The organism is Nocardia yamanashiensis (genome assembly GCF_021183565.1).
GTDB lineage: Bacteria > Actinomycetota > Actinomycetes > Mycobacteriales > Mycobacteriaceae > Nocardia > Nocardia yamanashiensis.
This window is the reverse complement of sequence record NZ_CP089226.1, coordinates 3,130,459-3,145,185: the sequence shown is the minus strand read 5'-3', so window position 1 is coordinate 3,145,185 and position 14,727 is coordinate 3,130,459. Positions and strand designations below refer to the sequence as shown.

Below are 14,727 nucleotides of genomic sequence, written 5' to 3'. Positions count from 1 at the left end.
TAGCATCGATACCCGTGAGCGGACTGGTGACGAGGTGAGCCTGCGCATCGGCGTCCTCGGCCCGCTGTGGGCCGCCACCGACCACGGCCCGATCGCCCTCAAAGGTCCCCGCCATCACGCGGTCCTGGCTCGGCTGCTCATCGCCCATGGTGGCGTCGTGCCCGTCGCTCGCCTCATCGACGACCTCTGGGACGACCCGCCCCGCAACCCCGTCGGCACGCTGCACACCTTCATCGCCGACCTCCGCCGCGCCCTCGAACCCGACCGGCCGCCCCGCAGCCCCGCCCGCGTCCTCGTCACGGCGGCTCCCGGCTACGCGCTGCGGCTCCAGCCCGGGCAGCTCGACGCCGATCGTTTCGAGGAACTGGTGCGTGCCGCGCGCAGTCGCCTCGGCGAGCGCGATGCGGGTGCGCCGGGCACCTTGCCTGCCGGGTCCGGCGCAATCGAGATCGGTACTGCCGCAAGCGGAATCGAACCCGCCCTCGCCGATCTGGATGCTGCGCTGGCGCTCTGGCACGGTCCCGCCTACGCCGAATTCGCGGACGAGCCCTGGGTGCAAGCCGAAATCACCCGGCTGGACGAACTCCACTCCGCCGCAATAGAACTACGCGCCCGAGCCCTCCTCACCGCCGACCGCCCCGCCGAAGCCGCCGCAGCCCTCGAAACCCACCTCCGAGACCATCCCCTCCGTGAGAACCCCTGGCACACCTACGCTTTGGCCCTCTACCGCACCGGCCGCCAAGCCGACGCCCTGGCCGCCCTGCGCACCGTCCGCGAGCACCTGCGCGACGAACTGGGCATCGACCCCGGCCCCGCCCTGCGAGACCTCGAAACCGCGGTGCTCGCCCACGCTCCGTCTCTGCTGGCGGAGCGAACCTCGCCGGGCTCGCTCTCGCCCGGCTCAGCGTCATCGACTTCTGCACGACCGCCTATCGAGCAGCGTGACCCGGTTCGGGGCGAGCCGGGCCTCGACCCTGGCTCGGATCCGAGTGTTCGGGCGGTCGCGGGACCTGCTCGGCCTCCGGACGACTCGCGTGGCTCGAGTGGGGGTGAGCTGGGCCTCGACCCTGATTCGGATCCGCGTGATCCCGCGGCCGCGGGGCCTGCCCGGTCGTCTCGCGCGGGCGGGGCGTCCACTTGGTCGGGTAGGCCGGGGTTGCGGTCCGGAGGACCGAGCCGGAGTCCGATTGCGGGCAAGCTGGTTTCGGCGGCCGGTGAGTCTGCCGCCGAGGAGCTGTCTCCTGCCGCTCGAAATGCCGAATCGGACAGTCCGAGCGAAGTCGCCGACCGGGTAGCCGATATCGCGGCACCGCCGGAAGCTCGGCACGGTGCCGGGTTCGTGGGACGGGCGGGGGAGTTGGAGCGGCTGCGGCGGGTGGCGGCGGAGTGTGCCGAGCGCGCGATGGTGGGTACGGCGTTGGTTTCCGGGGTGGAGGGCGCTGGGAAAACCGCTGTGGCCGAGGTGCTGGCCGCTGAGTTGGCCGGGCGAGGGTGGGTGGTGGCTTGGGGCGGGAGTCCGGAGGATGGTGGGGCGCCGCCCAATTGGCCGTGGCGGCGGATGGTCGCCGGGTTGGCGGCGGCGGGACGCGGGGTGCCGGAGGCGGTGGCGGACGGCGATGCCGAGGATGCGGCGGTCGCCCGGTTTCTGGCGCAGCGGGCGGCGATCGAATACCTGCGGGGTGCGGCGGCGGAGGGGCCGTTGCTGCTCGTGTTCGACGACATTCATTGGGCCGGAGCGGAGACGCTCGAACTGCTGACCGCGCTGGCGACCGCCGGGGAGGCGGGGCCGGTGCTGCTGCTGGCCGCGTATCGGATGACCGACATGCGGCCCGAATTGACGGCGGCGCTGGCGCGTATCGCCCGGGTGAATCCGGTTCGGGTGCAGCTCGGTGGGCTCGCTGAGCCGGATATCGCGGAATTGGTGCGAGGGATCGCGGGCGACGGCGCCGGTTCGCGAGTGGTCCGGCAGATCCGGCAGCGCAGTGCGGGAAATCCGTTCTATGCGAGCGAATTGGCCCGGCTGCTACGCGACGAAGGCGAATCCGCGTTGGCGGAGATACCGGCAGGAGTGCGGGATGTGGTGCGGCACCGGCTGACTCGGCTGGCGGAGCGCGAGCGAACCGTGCTGCGCCAGGCCGCCGTGACAGGCCTGGAGATCGACCCCGATCTGCTGGTGGCGCTCGCCGGGGAACTGGAGCCGGTCCTCGATGCCCTCGACGCCGCCACCCGCGCGGGCTTCCTCGACGAATCCGGGCCCACCGGAACCGCATTCACGCACGCCCTGGTGCGCGAAGTCGTCTACCACGACATCCCCGCCGCCCGCCGCGCCGCCTGGCACGCCACCATCGGTGACCTGCTCGAGAACTCCGGCCACGCCGAACCCGCAACCCTCGCCCACCATTTCGGCCGCGCCGCCACCCGCGCCACCGCTCCGCGCGCAGCCGCCTACGCCCGGCTCGCAGCCCTGGACGCCGAGAGAGAATTCGCCCCCCACGAATCCGCCCGCTTCTGGGCCGCCACTCTGACCGCCTACGATCGCTTGCTACCCGCCAGCGCCGCGGACCCGCACCCGACGCCCGGCAGGCCCGGCCTCGCAGCCGGACCGCCCATGGGACCCGATCAGCCGGCCACCGCGGTGCCTGCGCACCGCGCGCAGGAAGCGCCTGCGGCTAGAGCACACTCGGCCACGCACGCGCACCACGCATCCGAAGCGTCTGCGACTAAGGGAAACTCGGCCGTGGATGCGGGCCGTTCGTCCGAAGCCTCTGCGGCTAAAGGATGCTCGGATGCGCATGCGCACCGCTCGTCCGAAGAAGCTGTGGCTGAAGAATACTCGGCCGCGCATGCGCACGACACGTCCGAAGCGGCTGCGGTGAAGGGGCGCTCGCCCGCGCCGTCCGAACGGACCGCTATCGAACGGCTGGAGGCGGTCATAGGTCTGATGCGGGCTCTCGCGGTCATCGGACGTCTGCCGGAGGCGCGGGCACACCGTGCCGAGAGCATCACCGCCGCTGAGCGATCAGGTGACCCGCACCTGACCGCCCGGGTGATCGCCGCCTTCGATATTCCGACCGTCTGGACCGAATCGGACGACCCCGAACTGGCCGCCGCCATCGCGGCCGCGGCCGAACGCACCCTGAACGCGCTCCCGGACACGGAAATCGAACTCCGCACCCGGCTGCTCGCCACCATCGCCCTAGAACTGCGCGCCACGGACACCGGCAGGGGCCGGAGCGCCGCCGCGGAGGCCGAGTCCCTCGCGCGGGCCTCGGACGATCCGGCCCTGCTGGCCTTCGCCTTGAACGCCCGCTACATCCACACCTGCTACCGGCCCGGACTAGCCCGCGAGCGGGGCGAAATAGGTGCGGAGATCATCGCCCTGTCCCAGGCACACCAACTCGTCACCTTCGAGGTGACCGGCCACCTCATCGCGATCCAGTCTTACAGCGCCACCGCGAATTTCGAAGCCGCCGACCGCCACGCCATCGCTGCCGACGCCCTGGCCGACCGCTACGACCTCCCGCTGGTCGCCGTGTTCACCCGCTGGTATCGCGCCCTGCGCCAATCTTTTTCGCCGAACCCGCAAGACCAGGCGCACACCGAAGCCGCCTACCGCTCGGCCGCCGCCGCTCTCCCCGGCGCCATGCCGGGCCTGGAGCGGGGCCTGCTTCCCCTCGCCCTCCTCTGCATCCGCCTCCGCCAGGGCCGCCCCCTCGCGTTCGACGCCGAAACCGATTGGGGCCCACACGAACCCTGGGTTCGCCCACTGCTCCTCCTCGAGGAGCAGCGCGAAGCCGAGGCGTCGGCAGCACTGCGCGCCCTCCCGGAACCCCCTCCCGACCTGCTCCTGGAACTCCGGCTCGCACTGATCGCGCATGCCGCGCTCACACTCGACGACAGCGAGGTGATCCGCCGTACCCGCGACCGATTGCAATCCGCCGCAGGCGAACTCGCGGGCGCGGGCACCGGCCTGGTGAGCTTGGGCCCGGTCGCTGACCTGCTCGCCCGCCTGTCGGAGTAGCCGGGCGCGTCAGACCAGCTCATCGAGAATCGCCGCCGGTTCGCGAGCCTGAAACACCACACCCACGTGCCCGGCGAGCGGGCGGCACCGCCGGCGAACCCCAGCCGCCGACCTTGTCGCTCAGCCGATCCGGCAGGGGAGCGAGGGTGTAGTTCTGCCAGATGCAGTTGTCCATCTGATGCTGATCGGCCGACAGGTTCACCACCCGGTCGACTTTGCCGTCGGCATCGAAATGCCACACCAATGCCGAAGTGGTGTCGACCTGCCCGGTGCCTGCGGTCGAGTAGCCACGGTGAATGTCGACCGCGTGGGTGCGATCTTCGGACCTTGTTCGGTCACAACCGAATGCCAGTCGCCGGTCGTCTCGGAAAGAAAGACCGATTCGGCATGAACCTGGAACGCCTCGTTATGATTCGACGGCTGTTCATCCCGCTGGTTGCGATTCGACGGCCATCGCCCGGCGGCCGTTCACCTGCCGGTCGGGGCGCGGGGACACTATGGTGACGGCGACCCCCAACCCTCTAGCGCAGGATGTGCAGACCCCTTGGTAATTGAGACGGCGCCACGGCAGTCGACGGTCAGGACGAAGCCGCTGCCCGCGGCGGGGACGGCCACGGCCGTGCCGATGCGGGGCAGTGACTACGCGACCCTGATGCGGCGGGTGCGACAGGCCGGACTGCTCGACCGGAGGTTGCGGTATTACGGATGGAAAACCGCTGTCACGGCAGCGCTTTTCGGGGCCGGCTGGGCCGGATTATGGGTGATCGGGGATTCGTGGTGGGCGCTGGCGCCCGCGGTGCTGCTGGCGGGGGTGTTCGCGCAGCTGGCCTTTCTCGGGCACGATGCGGGGCATCGGCAGATCTTCGCTACGCGGCCGGCCAATCACCTGTACGGGTTGCTGGTCGGGAATCTCGCGACCGGCGTGAGCATCGGGTGGTGGACCAGCAATCACAACCGGCATCACGCGCACCCGAACACCGAGGGCGCGGATCCGGACGTGTCGGGCATTCTGGCGCATTCGGGTGAGCGCGCCCTGACCGGAAAAGGCTGGCGGCGGTTCGTCTTCCGGTACCAGGCCTGGTTGTTCTTCCCCATGCTGCTGCTGGAAGCGGGCAGCCTGCACTACTCCAGTGTGCGCGCGGTGCTGACCTGGCCGATCCCGCATCGGGCGCGCGAGGGGGCGTTCCTGGCCGCGCACGCCATCGGCTATCTGGCGGCGGTCTTCCTGGTGCTCTCGCCGGTCAAGGCGCTGGTGTTCATCGCGGTCCAGCAGGGCCTGTTCGGCTTCTACATGGGCTGCACCTTCGCGCCCAATCACAAGGGCATGACCGTGCTGTCGGAGGGCGACAACACCGACTTCCTGCGCCGCCAGGTGCTCACTTCACGAAATGTGCGCGGCAGCTTCCTGATCGACACCGCCCTGGGCGGCCTCAACTATCAGATCGAACACCACCTCTTCCCCTCGATGCCCCGCCCGGCGCTGCGCGACGCCCAGCCCATCGTCCAGCGCTATTGCGCGGAAATCGGCGTCCCGTACGCCGAAACCACGCTGCTGGACTCGTACGTGCAAGCCCTCACGCACCTCGACGCGGTGGGACGCACGACCCGGCTGGCATGATCACAATGTGAACCTACAATTCGGTATTCAGTTGGCGCCGACGGCATCCGAGCTGCCGCAGCTGCGCGCCATGGCCAAGGTCGCCGACCGGGAGGGCCTGGACCTGCTCGGCATCCAGGATCACCCGTACTCCGGCGGCCTGGCCGATACCTTCGCGGTGATCGCCACCGTGCTCGCGGAAACCGAACGCCTGCGGGTCTTCCCGGATGTCGCCAGCCTCCCGCTGCGCGGCCCCGCCATGCTCGGCAAGCAGGCCGCCACCCTCGACCTGCTCAGTGGCGGCCGCTTCGAACTAGCGCTCGGCGCGGGCGCGTTCTGGCCCGCCATCGGGGCCATGGGCGGGCCGGTGCGCTCGAATCCCGAAGCGCTGCAAGCCCTCGAGGAAGCCACCGCCATCATTCGCGCCATGTGGCTGCCCGGCACCAAAGCCAAGGTCCACGGCACCCACTACACCGTGCACGGCGTGCAGTCCGGCCCCGCGCCCGCGCATCCCGTCGGCATCTGGTTCGGCAGCGTGGGCCCCAAGGCCAATGCCCTCACCGGTCGCATCGCCGACGGCTGGGCCGCCCCGATCCCGCACTACCTGCCGTACGAGAAATGGCAAGCGACGCAGGACATCATCTCCGCCGCCGCCATCGACGCGGGCCGTAAACCCACCGACATCACCCGGATGGCGCAGCTGGTCGGCACCATCACCGACACCCCCGGCAATGTCACCCTGCGCGGCGAGGAACCCATCCGCACCGACGCCGCCGGCTGGGCCCGCGTCCTCGCCGGCCTGGCCCTGGAAACCGGTTTCGAATCCTTCGTCTACTGGCCCGAATCACAGGACGAAACCCAGCTCCGCCGCTGGATCAACGAGGTGGTCCCCGCCACCCGATCCCTCTGCGCCTGAGCTGGTGCCGGGACACTGGTCGCGGTGATCACGAAATCGGCGTCGTGGATGCCGCCGTGTCGTCCCGACGGGTCCGGGCCTGCTGCTCGATAGCGCGCTCGTAGTCCCCGCGCACCTCGTGGTTCACCGAGGTGAGTGCCCGCCGACCGCCCGCCAGCGAGCGCGCCGCACGCATGAGCGGCTCCGGCACTACACCTTGGACCACGCCCATGGCGGCGAGGTAGCCGGGAACGGTGGTTTCCGCGCGCCGCGTGCGCACTCACCCCGGTGTGGGCGTACTCCTCCCGCACCGCCGCGCTCACGCCGACCGCCGCGAACTTGCTGGCGTTGTAGATCGCCATACCGGGAATCGGGAGCTTGCCGGCCATCGAGGCCACATTGACGATGTGTCCGCTGCCCCGAGAGATCATGTGCGGCAACACCGCTCGCATGCCGTGGATGGGACCCCACGCGTTCACATCCATGGTGGTACGGCCGATGCTCTCGTCCTCGGCCAGGAAGTCACCCAGCGGCATCACGCCCGCATTGTTCACCAGCACGTCGATGCGGCCCGCGGTTTCCAGCGCCGCGGCCACGAAGGCAGTGAACGACGCCGGATCGGTGACGTCGAGGGCGAAGCCGCGGGCGGCGCCGCCGATCTCGGCCGCTGCCTCGGGCGCGCCGTCGAGATCTCCCAGAATCACCGTGGCCCCGCGCGCGGCGAACAGATCGGCGGTGGCCCGGCCGATCCCGCGCGACCCGCCGGTGATCGCCACGACTGCGCCTTCCAGCGTGAGCTCCGGATACCTCTTGACCATGGCCAACCTCCTCGTTGGATGCCGTCGGTATTCGAAATCTGTCGGTATTTGAGATCTATGGGTATGTCAATGCGATAGCCTGAGCGCATGTCTCGACTCAGCCGGACGGAAAGCCACGCGCAGACCCGGGCGCAACTGCTGATCACCGCCCGGCGGCTGTTCTTCGAAGACGGCTATCACCCGACCTCGCTGGAAAAAGTCGCCGAAGCTGCGGGCTACTCCAAAGGTGCGGTGTATTCGAATTTCCGCAACAAGGACGAACTCTGCGTCGCGGTCCTCGACGACGTGCGAGCCGAACGCCTCGGCGAAGCCATCGCGGCACTCGGTGCCGGCGACGGCCCCGCTCGGACCGCCCGGTTCCGCGAGTGGGCCGAAACTATTGTCGGTGACCCCGGCTGGACCACGCTGGAAGCCGAATTCGCTGTTCATGCCCGCCGCGACCCCACGCAGCGCGCCGAGCTCGCCGCCCGCCTGGACACCCTGCTGAACACCATCGCCGCCGCCGCAAGCGAACTCGGCGGCCCCGAATCCCCGCTGCCCGCCCGCGAAACCGCGACCGCGCTGCTCGCGCTCGGCGTCGGGCTCGGAGTGTTCCGCGCGATCGACCCCAGCATCCCCGCGGACAGCCTCATCGGCTTGGTCGCTCTGCTCGGCGACCGAAAGACTCCGTAACCGGATCCGCGATTCCGCCGCGAAGTCCAACCGCCGCAGGGTTGCGCCGACACCGCGGATTCCATCGAAAAACTGCCAGTTTCCAGAAACTACCGGAATCTGAACTGTAGGCTCCGCGCATGCTCACTCGCTCGCTCTCGATCCTCGCGCTGTGCTGTGCCGCCCTGACCACCCTCGCGCCCGCGCACGCGGAACCCGTCGCCGCCACCGATTTCTACAACCCGCCAAGCCCGCTCCCGACCGGAAATCCGGGCGATGTGATCCGCGCCGAGCCCGCCGAAGTGGCGGTTCCGTTCCCCGCGCGCGCCACCCGTGTCCTCTACCGCAGCATCGACCCGGCCGGCGCGGCGGTCGCGGTGAGCGGGATCGTGTTCGATCCTGTCGCGGCATGGTCGGGCCCCGGGGAACGTCCGCTGGTCAGTTTCTCGGCCGGCACCCAGGGGCAGGGCGATCAATGCGCGCCCTCGCGCTTGTTCGGGCAACTGGTGCACTACACCCCGCCGCTGGATCTGATGGCTGAATACGAGATCACCGCCGTCGGCGAACTCCTCGCCCGCGGCGCCGCGGTCGTGGTCACCGACTATCAGGGTCTGGGAACACCGGGCACCCATACCTTCCTCAACGCCGAAGCCGAAGCCCATGCGGTCATCGACGCCGCCCGTGCGGCCCAGCGCCTGCCCGGCACCGGCATTCCCGCCGCCGGACCGGTCCTGTTCTGGGGCTTCTCGCAAGGCGGGCATGCCGCCGGAGCGGCGGCCGAACGTGTCGGCACCTACGCACCCGAACTCGACCTCCGTGCCAGCTACGTCGGTGCAGTGCCGGGCGATCTCATGGAATTCGGGTCCTATGCCGATGGCACCGCTTTGTCCGGCGCGTTCGGCTACCTGCTCAATTCGATGCGCACCGTCTACCCCGATACGATCCCCGTCCTCGACGCCGCCCTCAACGGTCACGGCAGAGCGGTACTGGCCGACACTGCCGGCCAATGCGCCGGGGAAACAGTGCTGCGCTACGCGTTCCAGCACACATCGAGCTGGACCGCCGACGGTCGCCCCCTGTTCCCCGACGTCATCGCATCCGACCCCCGCACCTTGCGCGCCCTCGACGACCAACGCCTCGGCAACCGCCGGCCCACCGCACCGGTCCTGCTGCTCACCGGGCCCGCCGACGACATCGTTCCCGCCTCCGGTGTCCGGGCACTGGCCGAACGATGGTGCGCTCAGGGAACTCCCGTGCAGCTACTCACCCTCGACCACATCCCGACGCTACTGCCGGGCACGATCCTCGGCCACGGCCTCGATTCCGTAGCCTTCCAACTCGAGAACGCCCTCCCTTGGCTCGATGACCGCCTCGCCGACCGGCCCGCCCCCAGCACCTGCTGATCCCGAGCGCCCCGGCGTTCTTGGGCGGTGGCATAAAAGCGCTGCTCAAAGGCTATTTCAGCTACTAGAGCCGAGCAGTCGGTTCGCCTCCATCGCCACGTAGAGTTCGGCTGCCTGTGCGGGGTTGTCGCAATCGCGCCCGGTGAGGTCCCGGATCTTGTGCAGGCGGTAGAGAATCGTATTGCGATGGCAGTGCATCCGGCTCGCGGTCTTGGTCGTGGATCCGTCGCAGTCGAACCACATGTGCAGGGTGGCAAGCAGTTCCGCGCGGGCCGCATCGGGCAGTTCCAGCAGTGGCCCGAAGATCTGGGCGGCGGCGCGCCCGGCGGCATCGGGCAGATGCACCAGCAGTAGTGGGATGGGGGCGGACCCGAAGCGTGTCAGGGCGGGTTCGCCCGGCGGACTGCACCGCAACGCGAGGCGGGCCTCGGTCAGGGCGTCGGGCAAGGCGGTCGGCGCGGCGAAGGTGCGGCTGACGCCGACGCGACGGGCGAACAGCTGTGCCGCGCCGGCCAGAGCGGCATCCAGATCCGCTTGCGGCGGTGCGCAGATCAGCCCCAGATGGCTCCCGTCGCGCAGGTCCCACGCCGAGGTGAGGCCGAGCCGGCGGAGCAGTCGTGCGGCCTCGTCCGCCGGATCGGAGGTCGGGTCCGCGGTCTCGGCGACCAGGACGGCGAAGCTGCCCCGCTCCGGAAGGCGCAGTGCGCGAAAGGTTTCCAGGGTGCGCCCCGGGCTCTCGGCGCGCGCGTCGAACAGATCGCGGGCCAGGCGGGCGTGAGCCTCGGCGTCGGCGTGCACCAGCCGGTGTTCGGTGTCGCGGTAGGCGGTGGCGATGGCATCCGACATCAGATCCACGACCGCCCAGCTCTCGGTGGTGAAGGCGACCAGTTCGGCGCGCGGCACCGAGCGGGCGGCCAGCTCCTCCCAGATCACCTGGACCGCGAATCGATAGCAGCGCAGTACGGTCGCCAGCGGAATGCCCTGCTCGGCACGGGAACTGCCGGTGGCGCGGGCGGATTCGAGGCGCAATGGGCGGCTGCCGTCGAGATGCTGGAGGATCGCGATCAGATTGGCGCGACTCGAGTCGTAGAGATACCGGCGGCTCTCGGGAGTGTCGGCGAGATAGGGCAACTCCACGGCCACGACGCGATCGGTGAGGGTCTCGGCGAGCGCATCGACCGAGTCGATGAGTTCGCCGATTATTCGCCGGACGTCTGTATTTGTAGCCGGAAATGTGGCGTCCATCGCCGAAGTGTAGGCCATGAACTGCTTGTTTATGCGCGCGCACAATGTTCAGACCGGCAGTGTGCAGCGTTTGCCAATGGTGCGAGAGGTGCTCCGAACGCAGAAAGGTCGAGGGCGCGTTCAGGGGGCGGGGTGGGAGAAGACGGTGACCAGGTAGTCGGAGCCGGGGGTGAAGGGGCGCAGGTCCCAGGTGGAGAGCTTCAGATCGATTGTGAGGCCGGTGGATTCGGCGTCGGCGAGGAATCGGGGGAAGTCGTAGCCGCGGTCGGCGCCGAAACCGGTGACCAGGCGGCCGGTGGGGGAGAGGTGGCGGGTGAAGGCCTGTAGGACCGGGATTCGGGTGGTGGGGGCCAGGAAGGTCATGACGTTTCCGGCGCAGACGATGACGTCGAAGCCGGCGGGGAGTCCGCGAGCGGGCAGATCGAGTTCGGCCAGGTCGCCGACGAGCCAGGTGGGGCCGGGATAGTCGTGTTCGGCTGCGGCGATGAGGACCGGATCGACATCGACGCCGATCACGGTGTGCCCGGCGCGGTGCAGGTAGCCGCCGATCCGGCCCGGGCCGCAGCCGGCGTCGAGGATGCGGCTGCCGCGCGGGAGCATGGCGTCGATCAGGCGGGCCTCGCCGACGATATCGGTGCCTTCGGCGGCCAGGGTGCGGAAACGTTCCACGTACCAGGTGGAGTGCGCGGGGTCGGCGGCGGTGAGTTCTTCCCACTGGCTGGGGGTGCGTCCGGTCATGGTCGGTTCCTCCTTGCGGTGGGGCGGGCCCGGTTCACTCTGCCAGGGGCGGGAAATTCGGTCGTGGGCGGTGGGGCGTGATTGCTACGGTCGGGGTATGGAGGTCTCTTCCCGTATTGCCGCCGCGGCCGCGCGAGCTCTGTGCTCGCCGGTCGCTGCCGCTTGACCTCTGCTTCCTTGCCGGCGACCGGAGACGGTGCGCCGGTGCGGGTTCGCTTGCGGGACTTGGCATTCGCGGTCGTCTTCGGTCGATTCAATCGATGGAGTCGACATGATCACCACAGATCAGACCGTGAGTACGTTCGTGGAGTTCTTCCGCGAACGCGGGCACCAGCCGGTGCCGGGGGAGACGCTGATACCGCCCCCGGGCGATCCGGTGCTGTTCACCACCTCCGGAATGCACCCGCTGACGCCCTACCTGAGAGGGCAGCCGCATCCGCTGGGGCGGCGGCTGACCAATGTGCAGCGCTGCCTGCGCACCACCGACCTGGACGAGGTGGGCGATGACACGCATCTGACCGTATTCGAGATGCTCGGGTCCTGGTCGCTCGGAGACTATGGCGGATCACAGAGTTTGCGATGGGGATTCGAGCTGTTGCGGGACGGGTTCGGCATCGAGGTCGGCAGGATGCACGTCACCGTGTTCGGTGGGGACGAACACGTCGGGCCCGATGTCGAGTCCTGGGAGACCTGGGGCGAGCTCGGGGTGCCGGTCGAGCCGACCGTGGGCGAGAACTGGTGGGACAACGGACCGGTCGGGCTCTGCGGCCCGGATTCGGAGATCTTCGTGTGGACCGGGGAGGGGACGCCGCGCGGCACGCCGACCACCGATGACCGATGGGTGGAGGTGTGGAATCACGTCATGATGCGGTACGTCCGGCATGCGGACGGCAGTCTGCAACCGCTCGAGCGGCCGGGCATCGATACCGGCCTGGGGCTGGAACGCCTGGTGCGGATATTGCAGAACGAGCAGTCCGTGTTCGGAATCGACGTCTTCCGGCCGTGGATGACGACACTGCCGCGACTGTGGGGGCAGCTGGACGAGCACTCCGGGCGCGTGCTGACCGATCACCTGCGATCCGGCATCGTCGTAATCGGCGATGGCACAACGCCTTCCAATACCGGCCGCGGCTATGTCCTGCGCCGATTGATCCGCCGGGCGCTGACCACCCTGTGGCGCGACGATCCGACCCGATCGTTGTCCGATCTGCCGCCGGAACTGATCGAACACACCCTCGAGCACTTCCGGCAACCGCGCGACCCGCAGGAGATACGCACGGTGCTGCTCGACGAGGAACGCAGATTCGAGCAGCTACTGCGCCGCGGACGGCAGGTCCTCACCCGCCCGCGCTTCCGGGGACCGTTGAGCGACAACGACTATCGGTATCTCCACGACACCCACGGCCTGCCCCGCGATCTCGTCGTGTACCTCGGCACCGAGGCGGGCGCGTAGCGATCAGGGCCGATCGAACAACCCGTTTCGCACCGAGGCGTTGAAGGCGTCCCAGATGCGGGGCTCGAAGATGATTACCGGACTCGCGGTTGGAGCGGGGCCGGGGGACTACTTGGAATATTCGGGCGCCGCAGCGGTAATGGGGGTGAGGGCGTCGGCGAGGGCGTCGAGAGTCGGGGCGCACCCGGCGTCGATGGTGAGCGCCGCCAATTCATCGGCCCGGGTGGGGCCGCGATTGATTATCACCACGGGGCGGCCGGTTTTGGCGGCGTGGCGGGCGAAGCGCAGGCCCGACATGACCGTCAGTGAGGAACCGGCCACCAGCAGCGCGTCGGCGGCGTCGACCATCGCGTACGCCGCTTCGACGCGCGGCTTCGGCACGGGCTCGCCGAAGTAGACGATGTCCGGTTTGAGCAGTCCGCCGCACCGGAGGCAATCGACCATGCGGAAGGCCGAGGTGTCGGCGACCACCGCGTCGGCGTCCGGCGCGACTTCGAGGCCGTCGATGGGGTGGGCTGCGGCGAAGCCCGGATTCGCGGCCTCGAGCCGGTCGGCCAACGCCATTCGCGAGGTCAGATCATGACAGGACAGGCAGCGAATGCGGAGGTAGACGCCGTGCAGATCGATGACCGCGCGATGTCCCGCCTTGGTGTGCAGCAAATCCACGTTCTGGGTGATCAAACCCGTGAGCCCGCCCGCCCGCTCCAGCCTCGCCAGCGCTCGATGCCCGAGGTTCGGCCGGGCCGCGTCCATGTACCGCCAGCCCACATGGTTGCGCGCCCAATACCGTTGCCGGAACACCGGATCCCCCGCGAACTGCTGATACGTCATCGGCGTGCGCGGTTTCGTCCCCGGGCTGCGGTAATCCGGAATACCGCTGTCGGTGGAAATGCCCGCCCCGGTGAGCACCGCGATACGACGGCCCGCGAGCAACTCCCGCGCGCGGTGAAGATCGGAGGAGAGAACGGCGACCGGCATGACAACAGGGTACGAAACCGGGCCCACTGTGTGGCCCGTCACACCGTGTCACACTCCCGGCCCCCACGTCGTCAACCAGACAGGACGCCGGAACACGGCGTCGCGGACTCGGCGACAAGGGAGTTGATCATCATGGCGAAGACGGTTCTGGTCACCGGCGGCACGGGCACACTGGGCAAGCACGTGACCCCGCTGCTGCTGGACGCGGGCGTGACGGTGCGCGTGCTGAGCCGCACCGCGCGCACCGCCGACGGCATCGAATACGTGTCGGGCGATCTCGAGACCGGTGCGGGCGTCGCGGCCGCGGTGGCCGGGGTGGACACCGTCCTGCACCTGGCCGGCACCCAGAAGGGCGACGGCGACAAGGCCCGCACCCTGGTCGAGGCCATCCGGGCCACCGGCGCGGCCCCGCACCTGATCTACATCTCGGTGGTCGGCGCGGAGCGGGTTCCCGTCGAAAGCGCCTTGGACAAGGCCATGCTCGGCTACATGTCCTCCAAGCGGGACGCCGAACTCGTGGTCGAGCAGTCCGGCCTGCCGTGGACCATCCTGCGCGCCACCCAGTTCCACGATCTGCTGTTCACCATGGCGCAGGCACTCGGCAAGCTGCCCGTGGTGCCCGCCTTCGACTTCCGCTTCCAGCCCATCGAAACCGGTGAGGTGGCAGCGCGTCTGGTCGAGCTGACGCTCGGCGAGCCCGCCGGACTGGTCCCGGATATCGCGGGCCCGAAGGTGTACACCATGAAGGAACTGCTGCGCGGCTACCTGGACGCACTGGGCAAGCGCAAGCCGATCGTCACCGTCAAGACGCCGGGTAAGGCCGCGCGCGCCTACAAGGAGGGCGGCAACCTCAACCTGGATCGCGCTGTCGGCGTGCGCACTTGGGAAGAGTTCCTGGCCGGCAAGCTCGCCGTCACCGTCTGATCGC

General features: G+C 69.3%; 11 protein-coding genes and 1 pseudogene. 7 read left to right on the top strand and 5 right to left on the bottom strand.

The genetic code is table 11. The features are described 5' to 3' along the window. The first annotated feature begins 34 nt into the window (after positions 1 to 34). Positions 35 to 4,021 carry a BTAD domain-containing putative transcriptional regulator gene (locus tag LTV02_RS15305; protein ID WP_233040627.1) on the top strand — a complete coding sequence of 1,329 codons (3,987 nt, stop codon included), beginning with the start codon at positions 35 to 37 and terminating at the stop codon, positions 4,019 to 4,021. 19 nt (positions 4,022 to 4,040) lie between these two features. On the opposite strand, the gene LTV02_RS15300 is transcribed toward LTV02_RS15305, so the two are convergent. Next, positions 4,041 to 4,265, bottom strand: a complete 225-nt coding sequence (locus LTV02_RS15300) for a hypothetical protein (protein ID WP_233040626.1) — start codon at positions 4,263 to 4,265, stop codon at positions 4,041 to 4,043. A 381-nt stretch (positions 4,266 to 4,646) separates the two neighbouring features. Between LTV02_RS15300 and LTV02_RS15295 the strand changes: the two genes are divergently transcribed. Further along, the gene (locus tag LTV02_RS15295; protein WP_233040625.1) at positions 4,647 to 5,639 is read left to right on the top strand and encodes a fatty acid desaturase family protein; all 993 of its coding nucleotides are present in this window, start codon (positions 4,647 to 4,649) and stop codon (positions 5,637 to 5,639) included. A 7-nt stretch (positions 5,640 to 5,646) separates the two neighbouring features. Then, positions 5,647 to 6,534, top strand: coding sequence for an LLM class flavin-dependent oxidoreductase (locus LTV02_RS15290; RefSeq protein WP_233040624.1), 888 nt, complete (start codon positions 5,647 to 5,649; stop codon positions 6,532 to 6,534). A 28-nt stretch (positions 6,535 to 6,562) separates the two neighbouring features. Here LTV02_RS15290 and LTV02_RS15285 read toward each other — a convergent pair. Further along, a pseudogene (locus LTV02_RS15285) lies at positions 6,563 to 7,331 on the bottom strand (SDR family NAD(P)-dependent oxidoreductase). An 87-nt stretch (positions 7,332 to 7,418) separates the two neighbouring features. Here LTV02_RS15285 and LTV02_RS15280 point away from each other — a divergent pair. Continuing rightward, positions 7,419 to 8,003 carry a TetR/AcrR family transcriptional regulator gene (locus LTV02_RS15280; protein ID WP_233040623.1) on the top strand — a complete coding sequence of 195 codons (585 nt, stop codon included), beginning with the start codon at positions 7,419 to 7,421 and terminating at the stop codon, positions 8,001 to 8,003. 119 nt (positions 8,004 to 8,122) lie between these two features. Continuing rightward, on the top strand, positions 8,123 to 9,385 hold the full coding sequence (locus LTV02_RS15275; RefSeq protein WP_233040622.1) for a lipase family protein: 1,263 nt from the start codon (positions 8,123 to 8,125) through the stop codon (positions 9,383 to 9,385). A gap of 57 nt (positions 9,386 to 9,442) precedes the next feature. Here the strand turns inward: LTV02_RS15275 and LTV02_RS15270 are convergent, their stop codons facing one another. Continuing rightward, entirely contained in the window at positions 9,443 to 10,630 is a 1,188-nt protein-coding gene (locus LTV02_RS15270; RefSeq protein WP_233040621.1) for a PucR family transcriptional regulator, read from the bottom strand. Between the two features lie 120 nt (positions 10,631 to 10,750). Then, positions 10,751 to 11,368, bottom strand: coding sequence for a class I SAM-dependent methyltransferase (locus LTV02_RS15265; RefSeq protein WP_233040620.1), 618 nt, complete (start codon positions 11,366 to 11,368; stop codon positions 10,751 to 10,753). 271 nt (positions 11,369 to 11,639) lie between these two features. Between LTV02_RS15265 and LTV02_RS15260 the strand changes: the two genes are divergently transcribed. After that, entirely contained in the window at positions 11,640 to 12,821 is a 1,182-nt protein-coding gene (locus tag LTV02_RS15260) for an alanine--tRNA ligase-related protein (protein WP_233040619.1), read from the top strand. Positions 12,822 to 12,929: 108 nt separating this feature from the next. On the opposite strand, the gene LTV02_RS15255 is transcribed toward LTV02_RS15260, so the two are convergent. Beyond that, positions 12,930 to 13,799, bottom strand: coding sequence for an NAD-dependent protein deacetylase (locus LTV02_RS15255; RefSeq protein WP_233040618.1), 870 nt, complete (start codon positions 13,797 to 13,799; stop codon positions 12,930 to 12,932). Between the two features lie 132 nt (positions 13,800 to 13,931). Here LTV02_RS15255 and LTV02_RS15250 point away from each other — a divergent pair, with 132 nt between their 5' ends. Further along, entirely contained in the window at positions 13,932 to 14,723 is a 792-nt protein-coding gene (locus LTV02_RS15250) for an SDR family oxidoreductase (RefSeq protein WP_233040617.1), read from the top strand. Positions 14,724 to 14,727: the final 4 nt, after the last annotated feature.

Bases quoted from the DNA above. Each gene is read 5' to 3' on its own strand.
- LTV02_RS15295 (WP_233040625.1), top strand. From the start codon at position 4,647: ATGCGGGGCAGTGACTACGCGACCCTGATGCGGCGGGTGCGACAGGCC.
- LTV02_RS15280 (WP_233040623.1), top strand. From the start codon at position 7,419: ATGTCTCGACTCAGCCGGACGGAAAGCCACGCGCAGACCCGGGCGCAA.
- LTV02_RS15275 (WP_233040622.1), top strand. From the start codon at position 8,123: ATGCTCACTCGCTCGCTCTCGATCCTCGCGCTGTGCTGTGCCGCCCTG.
- LTV02_RS15270 (WP_233040621.1), bottom strand. From the start codon at position 10,630: ATGGACGCCACATTTCCGGCTACAAATACAGACGTCCGGCGAATAATC.
- LTV02_RS15265 (WP_233040620.1), bottom strand. From the start codon at position 11,368: ATGACCGGACGCACCCCCAGCCAGTGGGAAGAACTCACCGCCGCCGAC.
- LTV02_RS15260 (WP_233040619.1), top strand. From the start codon at position 11,640: ATGATCACCACAGATCAGACCGTGAGTACGTTCGTGGAGTTCTTCCGC.
- LTV02_RS15255 (WP_233040618.1), bottom strand. From the start codon at position 13,799: ATGCCGGTCGCCGTTCTCTCCTCCGATCTTCACCGCGCGCGGGAGTTG.
- LTV02_RS15250 (WP_233040617.1), top strand. From the start codon at position 13,932: ATGGCGAAGACGGTTCTGGTCACCGGCGGCACGGGCACACTGGGCAAG.